Origin of the sequence: Bradyrhizobium sp. AZCC 1577 (assembly GCF_036924575.1) — a bacterium.
Taxonomy (GTDB): Bacteria; Pseudomonadota; Alphaproteobacteria; order Rhizobiales; family Xanthobacteraceae; genus Bradyrhizobium.
On record NZ_JAZHRQ010000001.1, the window covers coordinates 1832442 to 1851749 of the forward strand.

Annotated in this window: 17 protein-coding genes; 6 read left to right on the top strand and 11 right to left on the bottom strand. The window is 63.3% G+C overall.

The window, feature by feature from the left end; all coding sequences use genetic code 11:
* The first annotated feature begins 229 nt into the window (after positions 1-229).
* A complete protein-coding gene (locus tag V1278_RS08560) occupies positions 230-1729 on the top strand; it encodes a glycosyltransferase family 39 protein (protein ID WP_334384134.1) in 1500 nt (499 codons plus the stop codon).
* 170 nt (positions 1730-1899) lie between these two features.
* On the opposite strand, the gene V1278_RS08565 is transcribed toward V1278_RS08560, so the two are convergent.
* Complete coding sequence (locus tag V1278_RS08565) at positions 1900-2850, bottom strand: IS110 family transposase (protein WP_334380304.1); 951 nt, start codon at positions 2848-2850, stop codon at positions 1900-1902.
* A 947-nt stretch (positions 2851-3797) separates the two neighbouring features.
* Here V1278_RS08565 and V1278_RS08570 point away from each other — a divergent pair.
* The gene (locus V1278_RS08570; RefSeq protein ID WP_334380305.1) at positions 3798-4370 is read left to right on the top strand and encodes a hypothetical protein; all 573 of its coding nucleotides are present in this window, start codon (positions 3798-3800) and stop codon (positions 4368-4370) included.
* 192 nt (positions 4371-4562) lie between these two features.
* Here V1278_RS08570 and V1278_RS08575 read toward each other — a convergent pair whose 3' ends face one another.
* Both V1278_RS08575 and V1278_RS08580 read right to left on the bottom strand, forming a co-directional pair.
* Complete coding sequence (locus tag V1278_RS08575) at positions 4563-5594, bottom strand: YcjF family protein (protein ID WP_334380306.1); 1032 nt, start codon at positions 5592-5594, stop codon at positions 4563-4565.
* Positions 5591-7054: a YcjX family protein gene (locus V1278_RS08580; protein WP_334380307.1), complete on the bottom strand. Its 1464-nt coding sequence runs from the start codon at positions 7052-7054 to the stop codon at positions 5591-5593. The genes V1278_RS08575 and V1278_RS08580 overlap by 4 nt, the downstream gene beginning before the upstream one ends.
* A gap of 271 nt (positions 7055-7325) precedes the next feature.
* Between V1278_RS08580 and trhA the strand changes: the two genes are divergently transcribed.
* Both trhA and V1278_RS08590 read left to right on the top strand, forming a co-directional pair.
* Positions 7326-8024 (top strand): PAQR family membrane homeostasis protein TrhA, encoded by a 699-nt coding sequence (trhA, locus tag V1278_RS08585; RefSeq protein WP_334380308.1) that lies wholly within the window; start codon positions 7326-7328, stop codon positions 8022-8024.
* Between the two features lie 27 nt (positions 8025-8051).
* Positions 8052-8846, top strand: a complete 795-nt coding sequence (locus V1278_RS08590; RefSeq protein ID WP_334364809.1) for an SDR family oxidoreductase — start codon at positions 8052-8054, stop codon at positions 8844-8846.
* Positions 8847-8984: 138 nt separating this feature from the next.
* Here V1278_RS08590 and V1278_RS08595 read toward each other — a convergent pair whose 3' ends face one another.
* From V1278_RS08595 to V1278_RS08615, 5 genes are all read right to left on the bottom strand, one after another.
* On the bottom strand, positions 8985-9416 hold the full coding sequence (locus V1278_RS08595) for a hypothetical protein (protein ID WP_334380310.1): 432 nt from the start codon (positions 9414-9416) through the stop codon (positions 8985-8987).
* A 326-nt stretch (positions 9417-9742) separates the two neighbouring features.
* Positions 9743-11371 carry a benzoylformate decarboxylase gene (gene mdlC / locus V1278_RS08600; protein ID WP_334380311.1) on the bottom strand — a complete coding sequence of 543 codons (1629 nt, stop codon included), beginning with the start codon at positions 11369-11371 and terminating at the stop codon, positions 9743-9745.
* A gap of 120 nt (positions 11372-11491) precedes the next feature.
* Positions 11492-12343, bottom strand: a complete 852-nt coding sequence (locus V1278_RS08605) for an FAS1-like dehydratase domain-containing protein (protein ID WP_334380312.1) — start codon at positions 12341-12343, stop codon at positions 11492-11494.
* The gene (locus V1278_RS08610) at positions 12340-13470 is read right to left on the bottom strand and encodes a CaiB/BaiF CoA transferase family protein (RefSeq protein WP_334380313.1); all 1131 of its coding nucleotides are present in this window, start codon (positions 13468-13470) and stop codon (positions 12340-12342) included. Before V1278_RS08610 ends, V1278_RS08605 begins: the two co-directional genes overlap by 4 nt.
* Before the next feature lie 9 nt (positions 13471-13479).
* On the bottom strand, positions 13480-14646 hold the full coding sequence (locus V1278_RS08615) for an acyl-CoA dehydrogenase family protein (protein WP_334380314.1): 1167 nt from the start codon (positions 14644-14646) through the stop codon (positions 13480-13482).
* 128 nt (positions 14647-14774) lie between these two features.
* On the opposite strand from V1278_RS08615, the gene V1278_RS08620 reads away from it, so the two are divergent.
* Both V1278_RS08620 and V1278_RS08625 read left to right on the top strand, forming a co-directional pair.
* Entirely contained in the window at positions 14775-15698 is a 924-nt protein-coding gene (locus V1278_RS08620; protein WP_334364803.1) for a LysR family transcriptional regulator, read from the top strand.
* 388 nt (positions 15699-16086) lie between these two features.
* On the top strand, positions 16087-17307 hold the full coding sequence (locus V1278_RS08625) for an ABC transporter substrate-binding protein (protein ID WP_334364802.1): 1221 nt from the start codon (positions 16087-16089) through the stop codon (positions 17305-17307).
* Between the two features lie 87 nt (positions 17308-17394).
* Here the strand turns inward: V1278_RS08625 and V1278_RS36850 are convergent, their stop codons facing one another.
* The 3 genes from V1278_RS36850 to V1278_RS08640 all read right to left on the bottom strand — a co-directional run bounded on the left by V1278_RS36850 (position 17395) and on the right by V1278_RS08640 (position 19148).
* On the bottom strand, positions 17395-17568 hold the full coding sequence (locus tag V1278_RS36850; RefSeq protein ID WP_442893673.1) for a hypothetical protein: 174 nt from the start codon (positions 17566-17568) through the stop codon (positions 17395-17397).
* A gap of 192 nt (positions 17569-17760) precedes the next feature.
* On the bottom strand, positions 17761-18549 hold the full coding sequence (locus V1278_RS08635; protein WP_334380315.1) for an SRPBCC family protein: 789 nt from the start codon (positions 18547-18549) through the stop codon (positions 17761-17763).
* Between the two features lie 11 nt (positions 18550-18560).
* Positions 18561-19148 carry a helix-turn-helix domain-containing protein gene (locus V1278_RS08640; protein ID WP_334380316.1) on the bottom strand — a complete coding sequence of 196 codons (588 nt, stop codon included), beginning with the start codon at positions 19146-19148 and terminating at the stop codon, positions 18561-18563.
* Positions 19149-19308 lie beyond the last annotated feature (160 nt).

A 19308-nucleotide genomic window follows, 5' to 3' on the forward strand; every position in this document is an offset into this window, starting at 1 on the left:
GGGCTGTGGCCATGCGGTTTTCCTTATCATGATCGGTGGTTATGGGTCGCCTGGGTTCACAGGGACGACGATCAACTTTTTTCCGCCGCGGCTCGTTGACACTCCCGGCACAGTCGAGGAAAAGCGCGCCGTGACCATAGCCCCGCCCAATAACAGCCAAGCCAAACCGGACCGTTCTGCCACGCCGCCCTGGCTTGCCGTGGCGTTGCTGATCGCCGCGTTGACGGCGATGCGGCTGGTCTATGCCAGCGTGCTCGATCTCCGTACCGACGAGGCCTATTACTGGACCTGGTCGAAGGAGAGCGCGCTCGCTTTTCTCGATCATCCGCCCGGCATCGCCTGGCTGATCCGGTTCGGCACCGCGATCTTCGGCGACACCAATCTCGGCGTGCGGTTCGGCGGCATCGTCGCGATGCTGGTCACGCAGCTCCTGCTCGCCGACATCGTCCGGCGCGTGACGCATGACGTTCGCGCCGTGATCTTCGCCTTGCTGCTGCCGGAAGCAGCGCTGTATTACGGGCTGTTGATGGCGAAGGTCGCGCCCGACACCGCGATGATCCCGTTTGCGGTCGCCATGCTGTGGGCGCTGGTGCGGCTGCATGAGAGCGGCAACCCTCGCTGGTGGCTTGCCGCGGGACTGTTCGCAGGGTTGGCGCTGCTGTCGAAGTTCACCGCGATCATGCTGTTGCCGGCGGTTGTGGCGTTCGTGCTGGTGCCGGACTGGCGCCGCCGCTGGCTTCTCAGCCAGTATCCATGGCGGGCAGCGCTGATCGCGGCGATCGTGTTTTCGCCGGTACTGATCTGGAACGCGCAGCACGACTGGGCCTCGTTCCGCTTCCAGTTCGTGCGCGCGGTCGCGACCCATCAATTGTCGCTGCGCACCGTCGGCGAATTCATCGGCCTGCAGTTCGGGCTCGTCGGCTTCGTGCTGCTGCCGGTGGTGCTGTCCGGCGTCACGCTGACGGCCTGGCGCGGTTACCGCACGCGCGAGCCGGTCGCGATCCTGCTGTCGACCGCCGTGCTGGTGCCGTTCCTCTATTTCCTCTGGAAGTCGCTGATGCTCCGCGTCGGCGACACCTGGCCGATGTTCCTGTGGCCCGCCGGCTTTGCCGCGACCGCCATCAACCTCGTCATGCTGCCGCGCGAGGGCTTTTCGGAGTGGATGGTCCAATCGACGTTCCGGTGGGCGAGGGTGGCGGTGATCTCCGGCATCGCTTTCGTGGTAGGCGTGTTCTTCTATTGTATCGCGGCGCCCTGGAATTTTATCGGCAGGACCGATCCGATCGGTGGCGAGGCCGGCTATGAGCAGGTCGCGGCGCGCGCGCGGGACCAGTTGCGAGAGACCGGTGCGAGCTGGATCGCGACGTCGGATTATCGCACCTATGCAATGTTGCGCTGGTATTTCAAAGGGCAGGTGCCGGTCATCCAGATCAACGAGCGCGGACGGTTTCAAGGCTTTCGCGATCCCGGCATGAACCTGATCAAGGATCATCCCGGCCTCTACGTCGCCCGTGAGCCGGACCATCGCCTGCCGCTCTGGAATCTCACCACGGCAAAGCGCGAGCCGCTGGAGCGGGTCGAGCGCGTCTGGCGCGGGATGGTGATGGATACCTACGCGCTGGAAAAACTCACCGGCTGGACGCCCGAACTCTCGCCGCCGCCAGATTCGCCGCTGTTCCGCTGGCGTGTGCTGGCGGGGCGCGAGGCGCATGACAATCGCCTTTCGTGAGGTCGTCATCCCCCGCGCATGCGGGGGATCTACCGTGATGTTCGTCAAGAGGTCGATCATGGGCGAGAGTGCGGCATCGTGCTCGCCGGTCAAGGCGACCGCTGCGCGGCGGCGATGCCGGCCTTGACCGGCTGCGCTCGCTGCCGCGTTGGCTTGCCATGATCGAAGGCTCATGCCGCAGGCCTGGCTGCGTGTCTCCAATCTGATCGGTCACGGATCATGGCGTTGAGCGTCACCAGCATTTTGCGCATGACGGCGGTGAGCGCGACCTTGCCCAGGCGATGATTGTCATCGACCAGATGTCGGTAGAAGGCCTTCATGACCGGATTGTGCTGGATCGCGCTGCGGGCGCCGTTGAAGAGCACTTTGCGCACGCTGGAGCGGCCATGACCAATGGACGCATGCCCGTGCTGCTTGCCGCTGTCGCGCGTGTGCGGGGCAAGGCCGCAAAGGGCCGCGATTTTCTTGCCTGACAGATGTCCGAGTTCCGGCAGGTCCGCGATCAATGTTTCCGCGATGGCGGGGCCGACACCGCAGAAGGTTTGCAGCCGCCGGCTGGTCTCGGCATGCGCGGAGCTTGCGATGCGTTCGGCGATGGCCTTGTCGACCGTAGCGAGTGAACGCTCAAGGGCGGCAATGACCGCCCGCAGGCTCTTGCGCACAATGGCGCTGTCTGCCACGTCGCAGCGGCAGGTCTCGGCATGCAGCAGAGCCTGTAACTGCCGGCGCCGCGATGCGAGTTCACGTAAGACCTCAGCGGCCTCTGGAACCGACTCGATGTCGCGGCGAGCGAGCTCCTCGGCGGCAAAGTCGGCCAACAATTTGGCGTCGATGCGGTCCGTCTTGGCCTTGATGCCACGCCGCCTGCGATAGGCGACGACTTCGTTCGGGTGCACCTGCTTGAAGGCGACCTTCGCGCGGCGGAGACACCGTCGCAGAAGCCGCTCATAGCCGCCCGTCGGCTCGAACGCGACCAGGCCGATCGAGCCGGCCCCGATCTGCATAAACCAAGCGTCAATCGCTCGCTCACTGTTCGCGATCCGCTTGACCCGACTGTCACCCGCGATCGCAATGTCGATCCACTCCTTGGCAACGTCCACCCCGATCACCATCTTGTCCATGTGGCTGTTCTCCGACAGAATATGCATCTGGTCGGCACGCCGGATTGCAATGCGGGCTCAGGCCCTCTCTACCGTGCGCGTGTCAGACCGTAACGCCGGCGGTCCTAAGATTCCCACGGTCTTGCAGGACCTGACCAGTACTCGAGGGGCCGCCGGCGCCCCATCCAACAGGATGGCGACGCCATCATGCAATCCAGTACGCCGCGGCCTTTCCACGTCATTGCGAGCGAAGCGAAGCAATCCATCTTTCCGCGTATGAGGTGACAATGGATTGCTTCGCTTCGCTCGCAATGACGTGTGGCTACAGTTTCGCATTCTCGCGACATGTTTAGCCCGAGGTTTGCATCTTCTTTTCCCGCCCTCTCATTCAGAGGGCGCAGGGAAGACCGGGTGCTTGCCGCACCCGCGGTCTCGTGTGCAAGTGCGCATAGCAAAAGCGCACACGAGCATACAGGTACAGCGGGAGCATCCCGGCCTTCCCTGTGCAATGGCTTTACGGCTTACTTCGTGCTCTTCCCGGAGAACGGCTCTTTTGCCTCCGTCGTCGGCGGGACACTTCCCGCAGACTTAACGCCAGCACCGCGGCGCCCGAACCACACGACTTCGCCGTACGCTTCCTGCGCCTACGTCTTGCGCATTCCGCGTCCATCGCATCTCACCGCACGTTCGTGACGATCGCGAGCGCCCCTCAATGGGTGAGACGGGCGCAGTTATGCCGATGATTTGCTCCGGAAGTTAAGCGGAATATTTTTGGTTCCTGGGCTTTACACGATTTCTGAAAATCAGAAGTGATTTGCTCGTCGGGCAGTCACATACGACGTCACAGATGACAGACCTAGTGATTTAGAGATGACTCAACGCAACTGACTCGCTAGGATTTCGCGGCGACAATCTCGCCCATACCAAAGCACCGGAGTAGCATTTTGGCGTCGTGAGGAGCAGTGCAAATGAGTTTCATCCGTTCGGACGAACATTCCGCGCCCCATAGTCCAGACGATCCTTTGTACTACGCGCCGCGCGCGGTGCGCAGTGAAGCGGCCCATCGATCTAACGCGACACAGACGAGATCGGACCATTTGCCTCCCACTTCCTCTCGGTCTCGTTTTGATGAGATGCGTGAGGAAGCCTTCGCCAAATCCAACCGGCATCCGCTGGAGTTGCAGTTCGCTCAGGAACGCCGTCCACGACGCGCGCTGTTTGCCGTTGCGGGTGGAGTTGCCGCAGCAATCGGTGTCGCTGTGGTCGTGGCGCTCATCTTTTTTAACCTAGTTCCAAAGTTAGAACGCGATCGCTCGGAGCTCGCTGTTTCCATTTCCACTCCCGCATTGGCTACACCGGCTCAAACGACGCCCAAAGACTCCCAAGAGCTGCTACACGGTTTCATGCAGTTTCAACAATCACAAGAAAGCAATAGCCCGGAACGTGCTGTTTCCGAACCCGCCTCCGCTGGAACGGCTAAAGCACCCGAAAAATCCGAAGCTCTGCTTGAGAAATTCATCCAGTGGGAGCAACGAAAATAGCGTCAAGGAACTGGACGCGCGACCAAGCCACTTCCGAAAATTGCGTTGCTCGATAGAGGGACGGATAGAAAGTAGCTGCCGCGGGGCTCGCGGTATTCATAGGTGACATCGATCTGATGGTACGGACCCCCGCGTCAGACACCGCTCGTCGCGCCCGGAATGACGGTGAGAGCAGATGCCGTGGCGATTGGCTTACGCCTCATCTTCGCGCTTGCTCAAAAGGTCCTTGGCGAGATCGGAGAGCGCAGGCCGCGGTAATGCCGTGAACGGCAGCGGGCGCGTCACATCGATCGCGGCCAATCCCAGCCTTGCCGTCAGCAGGCCGTTGAGCACGCCCTCGCCGAGCCGTTGCGAGAGCTTTGCCGCGATACCGTGGCCGAGCATCTGCTGCACTAGGCTGTCGCCCACCGCCATGCCGCCGGTGATGGCGAGATGGCCGATGATTTGGCGCAACAGGCTGATCATGCCGAGCGTGCCGGGGCGGCCGCCATAGAGCCGCGCCAGTTGCCGGATCAAGCGCATCGCGGCGACGAACACGAACAGCACGTCGATCAGCGCGCGCGGGCTTACCGCGGTCACGACAGAAACGCGCTGCGCGGCCGTTGAAACCAATCGGCGCGCCTCTTCATCGAGCGGCGCCATCAGTTCGCGCTCGGCAAGCTTGATCATGTCGGCGCCATCGATGATGTCGTCGGCGTGGCTGGCAAGCGTGGCGCGGGCGCGCGCCAGTTGCGGGTTTTTATGCGCGAGCTTGAGCAGTTCGTTGACGACGGCGCGGCTCTCGGCGCGGTCGTCGCTGCGCAGCACTTCAGTGGCGCGCTGGTGCAGCTTTTCGATCGCCGCCAGCCGCGCCAGCCCGAACGCCTCGCGCGCGATGACGACGGTCAGCGCCAGTCCGGCCGCCGCCGCAAATGCCAGCGCGACGTAGCCCAATGTCTGGCTGCGCGCGAACAGGTCCTCGATCAGGTTGACGACGCCGAGCCCTGTGCCGAGCAGCACCAGCCCGCCGATAGCCGACCAGAACAGCGCGCCCCAGCGAAAGCCGCGGCGCATCGGGACCCTCGGTGCATCGAGTGGAACGGGCAACAGCGCCGGATCCGCCTCCGGTGTGATCTGCACCCTGCCGCGGGCAGGGCGGCCGGTGTCGTCCGGGTCTATCACGATGACGCCGGGATCGCCGAGCTTGAACGTCGCCGGTCGCCGATGCGGCGTTTTCTCGCTCATTGCAGTCGGTCTCCGATCAGGAACTGAAGGGCGCGGTCGAGGCGGATGTGAGGCAGCGCGGGCTCGTCCTTGCCGGTGCGCTCCAGCAGCGGCGGCCGGAAGCGCAGGAAGCGGAAATCGGCGCTGTCGGACGGTATGCTGGAAAGGCCGCGAAAGCCGCCCTTGAACAGTTCTTCGGGATCGGCGGGGAGATCACCCGGAAAGGTCGCCACTTCGGTCTCGCCATCGAAGGCCTCGCCATTGGCGGTCTCGCCGGGCGCGGGCGTGCCGAGGATCGACGGCAGCTTCTCCCGGCCGCGCGTAACCATTGCCTCGCGCGTGGCGCGTACCGCTGATAGCGCGACCACGTCGATGGCGGCGCCGGCATATTCGGCGCGGTCGGCTGCCTTGGCGGCGGCCCGCCGTAGCACGGCTTCGAGCCGGTCGTGGCTGGAATGGTGCAGATGATCGGCCTTGGTGGCGGCAAACAGAATCCGGTCGATCCGCGGACGAAACAAGCTGCTGAGGATGGTGCTGCGACCGATCCGGAAGCAATCGAGAATGCCGGCAAGCGCGGCTTCGAGATCGTGCAGCGCCTCGGGCCCGGCATTGAAGGCCGCGAGCGCATCGACCAGCACGATCTGGCGGTCGAGCCGCGCAAAATGATCGCGGAAGAACGGGCGCACCACGACGTCCTTGTAGGCTTCATAGCGCCGCCGCATCATCGCCCACAGCGAACCGTCGGGCGCGGCGCCATCGATGGGCACATCGAGCGGAGCGAAGGTCAGCGCCGGCGAGCTCGCGAGATTGCCCGGCATCAGGAAACGTCCGGGCGGCAGCAGGCTCATGGCAAAACGTTCGTCGCGGCAGGCGCGCAGATAATCGGTGAACAGTTTTGCGGCGGCGAGCGTCGCCTGCTCGTTCTCGCGGCTCTCGGGATGAAGCGTCTTCAGGTGCCCGTGCCAGGGCGCGGCGAGTGTTGCGCGCGGGCCTTCGCGCGACAGCGCAAGACTCTCGGCCGACCATTGCTCGAAACTCCTGTTGAGCAGCGGTAAATCGAGCAGCCATTCGCCGGGGTAATCGACGATGTCGATGGTGAGCGTGCGGTCCGCGCCATTCTGTCGCTGGTAATCGATGACGAGGCGCAATTCAGAGATGTCAGTGGTCGAGTTCGGCCAGCGCCGCTGCTCGATGAGGGTGCGGACGTGGTTTTCATAGTCGAAGCGCGGCACCGCGTCGTCCGGCTGCGGCGCGAGCCGGGCGCCCGCGATCCGGCCCGAGGCGTAGGGTTCGAACACCGGAAACCGGCCGCCGCGGGTCAGGCCGTGGATCAGCGCCGTGATGAACACGGTCTTGCCGGCGCGCGACAGGCCGGTGACGCCGAGCCGCACGGTGGGATTGAAAAAGCTGTCGCCGTAGTCCAGCAGCGCCCGCGCCGACAGGCGCGCTTCCTCGACGATATCTGAAAAACTGGGGGCCATACGGGGCGGAAAGCTCGAGAGGGGCGTTGGTGTGCAATTACCGGAGAAGTGGCGATTGGCGGACCGAAATCAAGCGCTTGTGATCGTCTGACGAGCGAATCCGCTCGGGATATCCGGCGGTTACCGGCTGCACGAAAATGCCACGGCGACGGGATACTGGCATCGTCAGCGAAAGCGCATGGCGACGGCCCTGGAGCCGGCGGCGTGAACGGTTCGTTGACCTCGGAAGACCCATATATAATCGCTCCCTCACCACGTACTGCGGACCTGCATGACTATCTTCAGACTGAAACAAATCGCCTCGACATCCATCCATGCGGCGGCTGGCGCCATGCACTGGAATTACGACCGCGCCGAGCTGATCGCCGATGGCGTCGTGCATATCGTCGGCGTCTGTTTCGGGCTCATCGCCGCCACCGCCCTGATCGTGCTGACGGCGGTCTATGCCGGTGCGTTCGAAATTACCGTGGTGTCCGTTTACGTCACAGGCCTGCTCGCGATGCTGACATTGTCGGCGGTCTATAATCTCTGGCCGGTGTCGCGCGCCAAATGGGTGCTGCGCCGCTTCGATCATTCGGCGATCTATCTCTTGATCGCCGCGACCTATACCCCGTTCATCGTGGAACTCCGGGACAGCTATCTCGCGATCGCGCTGCTGACCGGGGTGTGGTGCATCGCGATTGCCGGTGTGGTGCTAAAACTGGCGCTGCCGGGGCGATACGATCGTTTGGCGGTCGGCCTCTATCTCGCCTTGGGCTGGAGCGGCGTCACGCTTTACGACGCCGTGGTGAAGGCGGTGCCGCCGCTGGCGCTGGGCTTTTTGGTGGCAGGCGGCGTGCTCTATAGCCTTGGGGTGATCTTCCATTCCTGGCAGCGGTTGCGCTTCCAGAACGCGATCTGGCACGGCTTCGTCTTGCTCGGCGCCGCCTGCCATTATACGGCTATTCTCGATATGGTGGTCCTGACGTAGGATCATAACAAACGGGAGAGAGCGACCATGCAGGTGACAGGCAAAGTCGTGGTCGTCACCGGTGGCGCCAATGGCATCGGCAAGGCGATGTGCGAGGCCTTTCATCGTGAAGGCGCCGCCAAGATCGTTGTTGCCGATATCGATCCCGATGGCGCGCGAGCCGTCGCCACTCCGATCAGTGGGGCGGCCTTCAAATGCGATGTCGGAAAAGAGAAGGACGTCCTTCACGTCATCGAGGAGACCGAGCATCAATTCGGCCCGATTGCGCTGTTCTGCTCCAATGCCGGCATCGGCGGCGGTTTCGATCCACTGTCGGTGAATGCCGGCGGAAACTCCGACGAACCGTGGCAGCGAAGCTGGGCCGTTCATGTGATGGCCCATGTCTATGCGGCGCGGCATTTGATCCCGCGCATGAAGGCGCGCGGCGGCGGCTATTTCCTCAACACGATCTCGGCGGCGGGACTATTGTCGCAGGTCGGCAGCCCGGCCTACTCGACCACCAAGCATGCCGCAGTCGGCTTTGCAGAGAATCTCGCGATCTCGCACAAGGCCGACAACATCAAGGTTTCGATCCTGTGCCCGCAGGGCGTCGACACCAACATGCTGCGCTCGATCCCGAAGGGCCCGCAATCGGGCGACGGCGATCTCTCGCCGGAGCAGGTAGCACAGGACGTGCTGAAGGGGCTGGAAGAGGAAACCTTTGTGATCCTGCCGCACCCGCAGGTGCTCGGCTACATGCGCAAGAAGACCGAGAATTACGACCGCTGGATCGCGGGCATGGCCAAGATCCAGGCGAAGATGCGGGAAGCTTACGGGAAATGAGCTGAGGGGCACACGGACCTCTCCCCCGTCATTGCGAGCGAAGCGAAGCAATCCATGGCTCAACACGCGGAGGCATGGATTGCTTCGTCGCGTTGCTCCTCGCAATGACGGAGGAGAGAATTTCGCATTACTCCTTTGCTACTGACACCTGTGCATCAAGCCGTCGTCCAGGCGGACCATTGTGCCGGGCTGGCAGATTATGCCGTTGCGCGCCGCGTAGTCCTGGCTCCATACGCCCGGACCGCCGTAATAGGCGTTGGGACTGTTGCCGCCGTAGTAGGCGTAGGGTCCGTTGCCGCGGTCGTAAGCGTAGGGTCCGCTGCCGTAGTAGGCGGCAGTCGCTCCGGCTGCGACAGCACCGGCGCCCACCGCGGCGGCACCGGCCGCGGCCCGCCGCGCCTGCCGCCGGGTAACGCCCGGCGCCGGGGTCAACGGATCAACCGTCTGTGCTTGCGCGCGCTCGACAGATAGCGAAACGCTCCTTTGTTCGCTCCAATCAAACGAGAGCATGGTCGCGCATGTGAAGACGGAGACCGCGAGGGCAGCTTTTCTGAGGCTTGGCTGTTTCATGGCATTCACTCCATGGTTGCCCCATGCCGAATTCTCGTGCGAACGTAGAACAACGTCAAGTAAATGCCGCGTATGGAACTCGCGGTCCAATAGACGAGCCCTATGGGGTCATGAGCTGGTATGCCAGGCTATTCGGACGGGCCCCAGCGACGCAGGATCGCCCCATGCGCTGATCGCTGCGGCGCGTCGGGCCTAGCTCTTCCGCGCGGCCGCAATGGTCCATCCACGTCATTGCGAGCGAAGCGAAGCAATCCATCTCACCGCACGAGGAGAGATGGATTGCTTCGTCGCGTTGCTCCTCGCAATGACGTGGCGAAAGGCGTGCCTCACCCCTTCTGCGCGTAGAGCAGGGGGACCGCGGAATCGACCATCACTTCGATCAGACTGGTGCCGGCATGCGAGAGCCCGTGCTTGAGCGCGCCCGCGAGTTCGGATGATTTCGTCACCCGCACGGCGTGGCAGCCCATGCCTTCCGCGAGTTTCACGAAATCGATGCCGGGTAGCTCGAGCCCCGGCACATTGCGCACCTGCATGACCTGGCTGAACGAGCGCATCGCGCCGTAGCCGGCGTTGTTGATGACTACCACGGTGAGCGACAGCCTGCGCTGCGCCGCGGTCCACAGCGCCTGGATCGAATACATCGCCGAGCCGTCGCCGATCAGGCAGACGGTGCGGACGCCGGGGCGTCCGAGCGCGATGCCGACCGCGGCAGGCAGGCTGTAGCCGAGGCCGCCGCTCGCCATGGTGTAAAAACTGTCCTGGCCGCGCATCGGCATGAACTTTTGCATCGCCGGGCGGTGCGAGGGCGCTTCCTCCACCAGTGCTGCATTGTCGGGCATGGCTTGCGAGAGCTGATACAGCAGGAATTCGACCGGGAGCGGATCGGCCGCCGCTGGCGCCGGCGGCAGCACGCGGCCCGCCGGCATCGCGCGCGCGGTTTCGGGCAAGAGGTCGAGCAACATCGAAAGCGCCGGCTTCATGGTCGCGATGATGCTGGCGCCCGACGGCGTGACCGCGGCCGCATCCGGATCGTCGGTGACTTGGAAGATCGTGGTGGCGCCATCGAAGATCGGGGCATGGCCCTCGACATGGAAGGTGAACACCGGCGCGCCGATCACGACCACGAGGTCATGCTCGCGCAGCGCGTCCGATAGCTGTCCCGGCGAGGCGTGCAGGAAGCCCGCAAATTGCGGATGACGTTCCGGAAAGGCGCAGCGCGCCGAGAACGGGCTGACCCAGACGGCAGCCTTCGCCTTCTCCGCCACCGACACCATCAGATCGACGGCCTCGGCGCGGTCGACGGCCGGGCCGACGACGAAGGCGGGGCGTTTGCTGGCTGCGAGCGCTGCGACCAGCGCTCTCATCGCTTGCGGGTCGGGGCCGAGCTCGCGGCTGATGTGGCGGGCCTCGACCGGCTGAGCCGGGCGTGTCCAGTCGTCGATCGGAATCGAAACGAAGGTCGGCCCGCAGGGCGGCTGCATCGCGACGTAATAGGCGCGCGCGATCGCGGCCGGCACATCTTCGGCGCGCGCCGGCTCGACGCTGTATTTGACGTAGGGGCGCGGGAATTCGGAGGCGCGCTCGGCATAGAGGAAAGCCTGCAGCGGCAGGATCGAGCGCGCCTGCTGGCCTGCGGTGATGACCAGCGGCGTCTGGTTGCGATGGGCGGTGTAGATATTGCCGAGCGCATTGCCGACGCCGGCGCCGGAATGCAAATTGACGAAACCGGCATTGCGGGTCGCCTGCGCATAACCATCGGCCATGCCGACGACGGAAGCCTCCTGCAGGCCGAGCACGTAGTCGATGTCGTCGGGCCAGTCGCTGAGGAAGGGCAGTTCGGTGGAGCCGGGATTGCCGAATACGCGCTTGATGCCGAACGCGCGCAGCAGGCCGAAGGTGGCGTCCTTGACGGCGAGGGAGGCGGTGGCGGGTTTGGCTGGTTTGCGGGATGACATCAGGTGATTCCCATTGTATCTAGCTTTCCGTCATTGCGAGCGAAGCGAAGCAATCCATGCTTCAACGCGGGGACAGATGGATTGCTTCGTCGCTGCGCTCCTCGCAATGACGGTGAATTATCACCACACAGCCGTGCCCTTCATCGTCGGCTGTCCCTCCGCGTTCGCGATCCACAGCTCCATACCGGCGTGGGTTTCATTGGCGTTGATCGAGAACTCGCTGCCTTCGAACAGCGGCTGCACGCCGCGATAGCTGAACTTCTTCGGCGCCGAGTCGCCGTGCAGCTTGGCGGCGAACTCGACGAGCAGGGCGGCCTGCAGCGGGCCGTGGAAGATCAGGCCGGGATAGCCCTCGACCTTGGTAGCGTAGTCACGATCGTAATGAATGCGGTGGCCGTTGAAGGTCAGCGCCGAATAGCGAAACAGCAGCACGGGATCGCTGACATGGGTTTCGCGATGCCGTGCGACCGGTGGCGGAGCGGCTTTCGGCGGCGAAGCGGGGGCAGCGCTCCCCATGTCGCGATAGACGATGTCCTGCCGTTCGCGGATCGCAACCCCGCGCGGCGTCGTGATGGTGTGATCGACGGAAACGAAGCACAGCACGCCTGTCGAGCCGGTCTTCATCGTCACGTCTGAAATGCGCGATGTGCGCGTCGATTCATCGCCGACGCGCAACGGTTGGAGGAATTCGATTTCGCCGCCGGCCCACATCCGGCGCGGCAGCGGCACCGGCGGCAGGAAGCCGCCGCGGGTCGGGTGGCCGTCGGGACCGAGCTGCGACATCGGAAATACCGGCTGCGCCAGGCACCAATGCGTGGTCCACGGCGCGGCATCGCCGGGCTTCGGGTCGCCGATTTCCTGAAATAGCGTCGCGCGCAGGCCCTTCACGAGTTGCGCGGTGACGATGTCTGACGCTTCCGCGCTGCGGCCGATCCATTGGCGCAAATGATCGAGGTTGAGGGCTTCGGTCATGACTGGCGGCTCTTGTTACGGGGAGCTTTGGGAAGTTCGACGTGATCGCCGATGGCGGGCACCGCGCCATAGTGCCGTTCCTCGCCGACAAAGATCGCGGCGGGGGCGGCGTAACTCACCTTGCCGTTCGGCGTGTCGACCTCGATGCGGCGCAGATGTGGATGCACCGAGAGGTCAGCCATGCTGTTGACCTCGGCGAAGGCGATGTCGGCCTCGTCGAGGCGCTTTAAGAGTTCGGCGCGCATCATCGCGGCAAAACTGTCGGCGACCACCTTGTCGGTGAGCTGGCGGTTGCGCACGCGCTCGACCATGTTGGCAAAGCGCGGATCATTGGGCAGGTCGGGCTGATCCAGGACTTCCGCGCAGAGCTTCTTCCACTCGCGCTCGCTTTGGATCGAAATCAGAATGCCCTTGCCGTCCCTGGAATTGAACACGCCATAGGGCGCGATCGAGGGGTGGGCCAGCGCCATCCGCTTTGGCGGATTGCCGGCTTCCGAATTGATCAGCGGCACCGCCATCCAGTCCGCCATCACGTCGAACATCGAGATCCGGATATCGGCGCCCCTGCCGGTGCGGCCCCGCGCGATCAGCGCCTCGAGGATCGCGGCATGCGCGGTGGCGCCGGTGGCGATATCGACGACGGAGATGCCGACGCGCGACGGGCCTTCGGGGCCGCCGGTGATCGAGGCAAGTCCGCTCTCGGCCTGGATCAGCAGATCATAGGCCTTGCGGTCGGCGTAGGGGCCTTCGTCGCCATAGCCGGAGATGGTGCAGCAGATCAGCGCGGGATAATCCTTCTTCAGGCGATCCAGCGAGAAGCCGAGCTTGTCCATCGATCCGGGCTTGAGGTTCTGCAGCAGCACGTCGGCGCTTGCGATCAGCTCTTCGAGTTCAGCGCGGCCTTCTTTGGTGGCGAGGTCGATCACTTGCGAATTCTTGCCGCGGTTGAGCCAGACGAAATAGCTGCTCTGGCCCTTGGCGGCGGCGTCATAACCGCGGGCGAAATCGCCCTCGGGGCGTTCGACCTTGACGACATGCGCGCCGGCGTCCGCAAGCCTGGAGCTGCAGAACGGGGCTGCAACCGCCTGTTCGACGGAGACGACGATCAATCCCTCTAACGGCAGCATCTTCTGTTCTCAGTAGGAGCGGGGCATGCCGAGCACGTGCTCGGCGACGTAGGACAGGATCAGATTGGTCGAGATCGGTGCGACTTGATAGAGTCGCGTTTCGCGGAACTTGCGCTCGACGTCGTATTCTTCCGCAAAGCCGAACCCGCCATGGGTCTGCACGCAGGCGTTCGCCGCCTCCCACGACGCATCCGCCGCCAGCATCTTGGCCATGTTGGCCTCGGCGCCGCAATCGAGCCCGGCCTCGTATTTGCGGGTGGCTTCCTTCACCATCAGCTCCGCCGCACGCATCGCGGCGTAGGCTTTTGCAATCGGAAACTGGATACCTTGGTTCTGGCCGATCGGACGGCCGAACACGGCGCGCTCCTTGGCATAGGCGGTGGCTTTTGCAATGAACCATTTGGCGTCGCCGATGCATTCGGCCGCAATGAGAATGCGCTCGGCGTTCATGCCGGAGAGGATGTAGCGAAAACCCTTGCCCTCGTCGCCGATCAGGTTTTCGGCCGGCACCCGCATATCCGTGAAGAACACTTCGGTCGTGGCGTGGTTCATCATGGTGCGGATCGGGCGGATCTCCAGCCCCTTGCCCTTGACCTCGCGCATGTCGACGATGAACACCGAAAGCCCGTCGGTGCGCTTCTTGGCCTGCTCCTTCGGCGTGGTGCGCGCGAGCAGGATCATCAGGTCGGAATGCTCGGCGCGGCTGGTCCAGATCTTCTGGCCGTTGACGATGTAGTGGTCGCCGTCGCGCCTGGCGACAGTCTTCAGCGAGGAGGTGTCGGTGCCGCTGGTCGGCTCGGTGACGCCGAACGCCTGCAGGCGCAATTTGCCGCTGGCGATCCCGGGCAGGTATTTCGCCTTCTGCGCATCGCTGCCGTGCCGCAGCACGGTGCCCATCGTGTACATCTGGGCGTGGCAGCCGCCGCCGTTGCAGCCAGCACGCTGGATCTCTTCCAGGATCGCGGCCGCGGCCGACAGCTTCAGCCCGGAGCCGCCATATTCCTCGGGGATCAGCACCGAGAGGTACCCGGCCTCGGTGAGCGCATCGACGAACTCCTTCGGATACGCCATCTGGCGATCGAGCTTGCGCCAGTATTCGCCGGGGAACTGGGCGCAGAGCTTTGCGACGGCGTCGCGGATGTCGTGGAATTCGTCTTGTTGTTCTTGTGCGGTCATTGGGTTTTCTGGCGATGGATGCGGGTTGATGTCAATTGCTTAAGGATGCGGGCCGTTGTGAAACGACGGCAAGGCACCTATGCTGAATTGTTATAGCGTATGAACCTGTCTTCGAAGATTGGCAAGCAATGGATATCCGGCAGCTCAGGACGTTCAGTTGCGTGGCGGAGCTCGGCAGCCTCAGCAAGGCCTCCGATACGCTGCGGGTGGCGCAGCCGGCGCTGAGCCGCCAGATCAAGCTGCTCGAGCATGAACTGCGGGCCGAGCTGTTCACGCGGAACGGTCGGGGCATGGTGCTGACGGACGCGGGCCGGCTGCTGCTGGCGCGCACCGCCGGCATCGTCCGGCAGATCGACCAGGTGCGCGATGAGATCCAGTCCGCCGGCGGCCCGCCCTCGGGCCGGGTGGTGCTTGGGCTGGTGCCGACCGTGAGCTACGTGATTTCGGCGCGGCTCGCGCGGCGCACGGTCGACAAGTATCCGGGCATCTCGCTCTGCATTGTCGAAAGCTACAGCGGCCATCTGACCGAATGGCTGCACCGCGGCGAAATGGACCTGGCGCTGATCTACGGGCCGTCGAGCGACCTGCATCTTTCCGTACAAAGCCTCGGCCGCGATCCCATTGTCGCCGTCGGACCGTGCGGCAGCGGGCTGTCCGAGAGAAAGCAGGTCGATATCGGCTGGCTGCTGCGGCAGCGCCTCGTGCTGCCCAGTCATTCGCATGGGCTCCGTGCGCTGATCGAGCAGGCGGCGGCGAAGAAGAAAATCAAGCTCGACGTCAAGCTGGAGGCCGATTCCTTCCGCGTGCTGACCAGCCTCGTCGAGGAAGGGCTGGGATACACGCTGCTGCCGCCGTCCTCGGTGCGCCAGGAAGTAGCCGGCGGCCGGCTGGAAACCGCGGCGATAGCAAAACCGTCGCCGATGCGCGAACTGACCCTTGCGTCTCCCATCGATCATCCCGGCTCGACTGCGATTGCGCTAGTCACCGAATTGCTCCGCGACGAACTGATCGCCTGCCGCGAAGAGGGCCTCTGGGACATCAAGCTCGCCTGAGCCGATGCGAGGGCCTTGAGGCTTGGCTTAGGACAAAACGGTCGGGCGCGGCATTCTCATCTGGCTACTTCTGTCATGCCGCAATTGTATAGGGGCGGGGCAGCCTGCTGGCACTAACCGTCGCAAAGGGCTTTTTTCGGCTGATGCATCGCAACCACACGACGGCTTTTGCCGAGCAGTCAGCCTGACGCCATTGTTCCTGTCACCGCTTTGTTCGCAGGCAATTGATCGAAATGACCGCTTCTGGCAATTGCAGCCCTCGCGGAGCCTCATAAGATGCCCGAGCAGCCGATCCCCCACCGGGAAGTGGCTGGTCATGGATTCAGATCAAGCGATTAACTCAGCAGACTTGAAATCTGACGCCCCTGTCTCAGGTGGAGTTCCTGCCATGAACACGCTCCTCCGGATCCTGCTGGCGATCGTTGTAGCCGTTGCCTCGCTGGGCGCAATTTCGGAGCGGCTGCGGCTGGAGGGGGTGACCGATGACGAAATCCGCATCGGCAATCTCATGCCCTATAGCGGGAGCCTCGAGATCTTCGGGGCGATCGGCAAGGCCGAAGCAGCCTATTTCGAGATGCTCAACGCGCGCGGTGGCATCAACGGCCGCAAGGTGCGGTTCATCTCCTACGACGACAAATCCGATCCTGCTTCCGCCCTTAGCCTGACGCGCAAGCTCGTCGAGGAAGACAACGTGCTTCTAATGTTCGGCTCGTTCGGAACGCCGGGCAATTTTGCGGTCCGCAAATATCTCAACGAACGCCAGCTTCCCCAACTGTTCGTTGCTTCCGGAGACGATCATCTCAGCGATCCCTCGCTGTTTCCATGGACCATGGGCTGGCAGCCCTCGTTCCGGGAGGAGGGACGCATCTACGCCAACTACATTCAGGCGTTCTATCCGGGCAAGCGGATCGTTGTTCTCTGGCAGAACGATCATTTCGGCCGGGAGGTCATCAAGGGGATGGAGGACGGCCTCGGTCCCGTCGCGCGGATGATCAGGGTCGGTATCGCCTATGATCTCAGGGATGAACATCTGGATACGCATGTATCGATCCTGAAGCGATCGGGCGCCGAAATTCTCGTGTTCGCGGGCGTACCCGAAAACGCCGCAAAAGTTATCCGCCTGGCGGCGAGCCTCGACTGGCGTCCCGTGTTCATCATGAATCAGATGGCCTCCTCAATCGGGACAGGGCTGAAACCCGCGGGTCTCGAGAACGCGGTGGGCGTGACTACCGCTGCCTATCTGAAGGACGCCAACGATCCGGCCTGGAAGGACGACCAGTCTGGCGCCGACTGGCAGTCGTTCCTGGAAAACTATCGTCGCGCCGGCGGCCATGACGAAAGCGCCGCCATGTTCGGCTACGCAGCCGCCGAGACTCTGGCGCAGGTGCTCAGGCAGTGCGGCGATGATCTATCGCGGGAGAACGTCATGAAACAGGCCGCGGCGCTGAAGGATTATCAGGGCTCCGTTCTGCTGCCCGGCATCAAGATCAGCACCGGTCCCTGGAATTTCCGGCCGATCAAGCATATGCGGCTCGTTCAGTTCGACGGCCGCACCTGGCAGCCGATCGGCGACGTCCTCGAAACCGCGTTTGCCAGCACGGACAAGTAGCAAGCGCCCACGATTCTTGCCGCCTCCTTCGAGTCGGAAATGGTTCGGCCGGGTGCGCGCTCAGTCCCGGCACGCTTTACCCGTTACTCAACGGGCGAGTTCATCGATGATCCATTGACCGTAGATCTCATGTTCCGCTGCGTGATGCAGAATGCGCCGTCTGATGAACCCGGTAAGCAGATCTTTGAACTTCATGTCTCGTTTATCGAATTTCGTAATTGGAACGCGCGCCGGCTGGGACCACGTTCCGGCCGGGTTCATTCAATGCTCGCCCATTTACGATCACGCAACGTTGGAAGCGCAGCGCCGCGGATGGCCGGTAATAAGACTGCAAGGCACGCATCTTCACCCGACACTGGAGCCGGCCGAGACCGTGCTCGCCATCCTATCCATGTCGCGCCAACTTGCTAACGCCGCTTAGTGGCTTGCCGGAATGGCCATCACCGTCAGCCACTACGTCTGTGGTGGAAATTGACGATCAAACCAACGCCGCCAATCGGCCTCGACTTGATTGGCCACGGCGCGCCCGGCGTCTCCGTAGAGGTAGAGACGGACCGTCAGCAGAATCGGCCCTCCGATCGGCATGGCAAAGAGATGTGCGATGCCGGGTGCGGGATGTTCGAGCCGCAATTGCAGCCCTGGCCATTGCGGAGGACTGACGTTCTCTACGATGCCGCGTAGCTCTGGCACTCCAGCCGGTGTCGCAAAGCGCGCACCGGCGCTTGCGTCAGCCAATCCCAGCGGACTGACCAAGCGGCTCCAGGCATCGCGCTCGTTCGACATCGCGGAAAGCGCCACGGTCGTCGACTGTTGCCCACGGAATTGCTCCAGATAGAGCCGCAGGTTCTGGAAGAACGCGATCCAGCCGTAGCTGTGTCCCTCGAACTGGCCATCCCAATCGTCCGTATTGGCGAACCAGCTATGAACGACCCGGACCACACATGTGCCGCCGTCCTTGGCTTCGACGGTCCACTCGGTGGCAACCGTGCCAGGTCCTCCCTCTGCTTCGGCGACGAAACGCTTGGCCGGCTCCCAAGCGGTGATCTTAGCCTCGGAATCCATTCCCGGGCCAAAGCTCGATTTGGTATTGCCGCCGACTTTCTCGTCCAACGTCGTCGGCACAAACCACGACGAGATGCCGGGACCTGTCGCAATCGCCTGCCACACCTCTTCGGGTGTGCCGGGGACCTCAACTTTGGCTTCGACGCTGCGACGGCCAGACGGTTCCTTCTTTACGGGCATGGTCTGTCCTTTCAGTGAGACGTTTGAGGCAAGGGATGAGACACGATCACCAATCGATGGTTACGGCCGCCCGAAGCGCTCGCATCGTGGTAGCGGCTGACCAACTCGGTGATGGCTTGTGTCAGCTCGCGCGTGAACGCGGCGCGGGCAGCGGGGGAGGCGAAGCGAATCTCTGTATCGATCGACAAGGTCGCAAGCTGCTTGTCGGCTTTCCGCGCACGTTTCCAGAGATCGCCGACTTCGCGAACGATCCGGGCACCGAGTGCGATCAGATAGCTGGCCGCGAGTTGATCCTTGCTCCGCTTCGGATCGGCTGCGACCGCGCCTAACGCCGCCGGCGAAACGACGAACGACTTGGCCGACAACACCAAAAGCCGCTCGGTCAATCCACCCCACTGCCGTTCGTCCGCGACCTCGACCAACCTGCAGGCTTCGAGCGCGCGCAAATGATAGTTCACCTTCTGACGAGGCAGTCCCAGGCGCGTTGCCAGGATCGCCGCCGACGCGGGCTCTGCAAGTTCGGCCAACAACGCGCTTCGGATAGGGTCAAGAGCGGCAACCGCAACCGCCGGTTCGCTGATCACTTCGATATCGATCATGGCGGTAACGTACATTGACAAATTTTTTTGTCAATGGGCAGTTGAGTTCGGTCGCAGTTCCTACCCGACGCGACTGTGCACTCTCATCCGATGGAGTTGTCGAACCTGCGCAAACGAGATGGCGATGCTCTTCCTGGCACAAAGGGGATTCGAACGTTGT

What these genes read in the sequence shown, in the direction of transcription:
- V1278_RS08560 (WP_334384134.1), top strand. Translation starts at nt 230, where the DNA reads ATGCGGCTGGTCTATGCCAGCGTGCTCGATCTCCGTACCGACGAGGCC.
- V1278_RS08565 (WP_334380304.1), bottom strand. Translation starts at nt 2,850, where the DNA reads ATGGACAAGATGGTGATCGGGGTGGACGTTGCCAAGGAGTGGATCGAC.
- V1278_RS08570 (WP_334380305.1), top strand. Translation starts at nt 3,798, where the DNA reads ATGAGTTTCATCCGTTCGGACGAACATTCCGCGCCCCATAGTCCAGAC.
- V1278_RS08575 (WP_334380306.1), bottom strand. Translation starts at nt 5,594, where the DNA reads ATGAGCGAGAAAACGCCGCATCGGCGACCGGCGACGTTCAAGCTCGGC.
- V1278_RS08580 (WP_334380307.1), bottom strand. Translation starts at nt 7,054, where the DNA reads ATGGCCCCCAGTTTTTCAGATATCGTCGAGGAAGCGCGCCTGTCGGCG.
- trhA (WP_334380308.1), top strand. Translation starts at nt 7,326, where the DNA reads ATGACTATCTTCAGACTGAAACAAATCGCCTCGACATCCATCCATGCG.
- V1278_RS08590 (WP_334364809.1), top strand. Translation starts at nt 8,052, where the DNA reads ATGCAGGTGACAGGCAAAGTCGTGGTCGTCACCGGTGGCGCCAATGGC.
- V1278_RS08595 (WP_334380310.1), bottom strand. Translation starts at nt 9,416, where the DNA reads ATGAAACAGCCAAGCCTCAGAAAAGCTGCCCTCGCGGTCTCCGTCTTC.
- mdlC (WP_334380311.1), bottom strand. Translation starts at nt 11,371, where the DNA reads ATGTCATCCCGCAAACCAGCCAAACCCGCCACCGCCTCCCTCGCCGTC.
- V1278_RS08605 (WP_334380312.1), bottom strand. Translation starts at nt 12,343, where the DNA reads ATGACCGAAGCCCTCAACCTCGATCATTTGCGCCAATGGATCGGCCGC.
- V1278_RS08610 (WP_334380313.1), bottom strand. Translation starts at nt 13,470, where the DNA reads ATGCTGCCGTTAGAGGGATTGATCGTCGTCTCCGTCGAACAGGCGGTT.
- V1278_RS08615 (WP_334380314.1), bottom strand. Translation starts at nt 14,646, where the DNA reads ATGACCGCACAAGAACAACAAGACGAATTCCACGACATCCGCGACGCC.
- V1278_RS08620 (WP_334364803.1), top strand. Translation starts at nt 14,775, where the DNA reads ATGGATATCCGGCAGCTCAGGACGTTCAGTTGCGTGGCGGAGCTCGGC.
- V1278_RS08625 (WP_334364802.1), top strand. Translation starts at nt 16,087, where the DNA reads ATGAACACGCTCCTCCGGATCCTGCTGGCGATCGTTGTAGCCGTTGCC.
- V1278_RS36850 (WP_442893673.1), bottom strand. Translation starts at nt 17,568, where the DNA reads ATGAACCCGGCCGGAACGTGGTCCCAGCCGGCGCGCGTTCCAATTACG.
- V1278_RS08635 (WP_334380315.1), bottom strand. Translation starts at nt 18,549, where the DNA reads ATGCCCGTAAAGAAGGAACCGTCTGGCCGTCGCAGCGTCGAAGCCAAA.
- V1278_RS08640 (WP_334380316.1), bottom strand. Translation starts at nt 19,148, where the DNA reads ATGATCGATATCGAAGTGATCAGCGAACCGGCGGTTGCGGTTGCCGCT.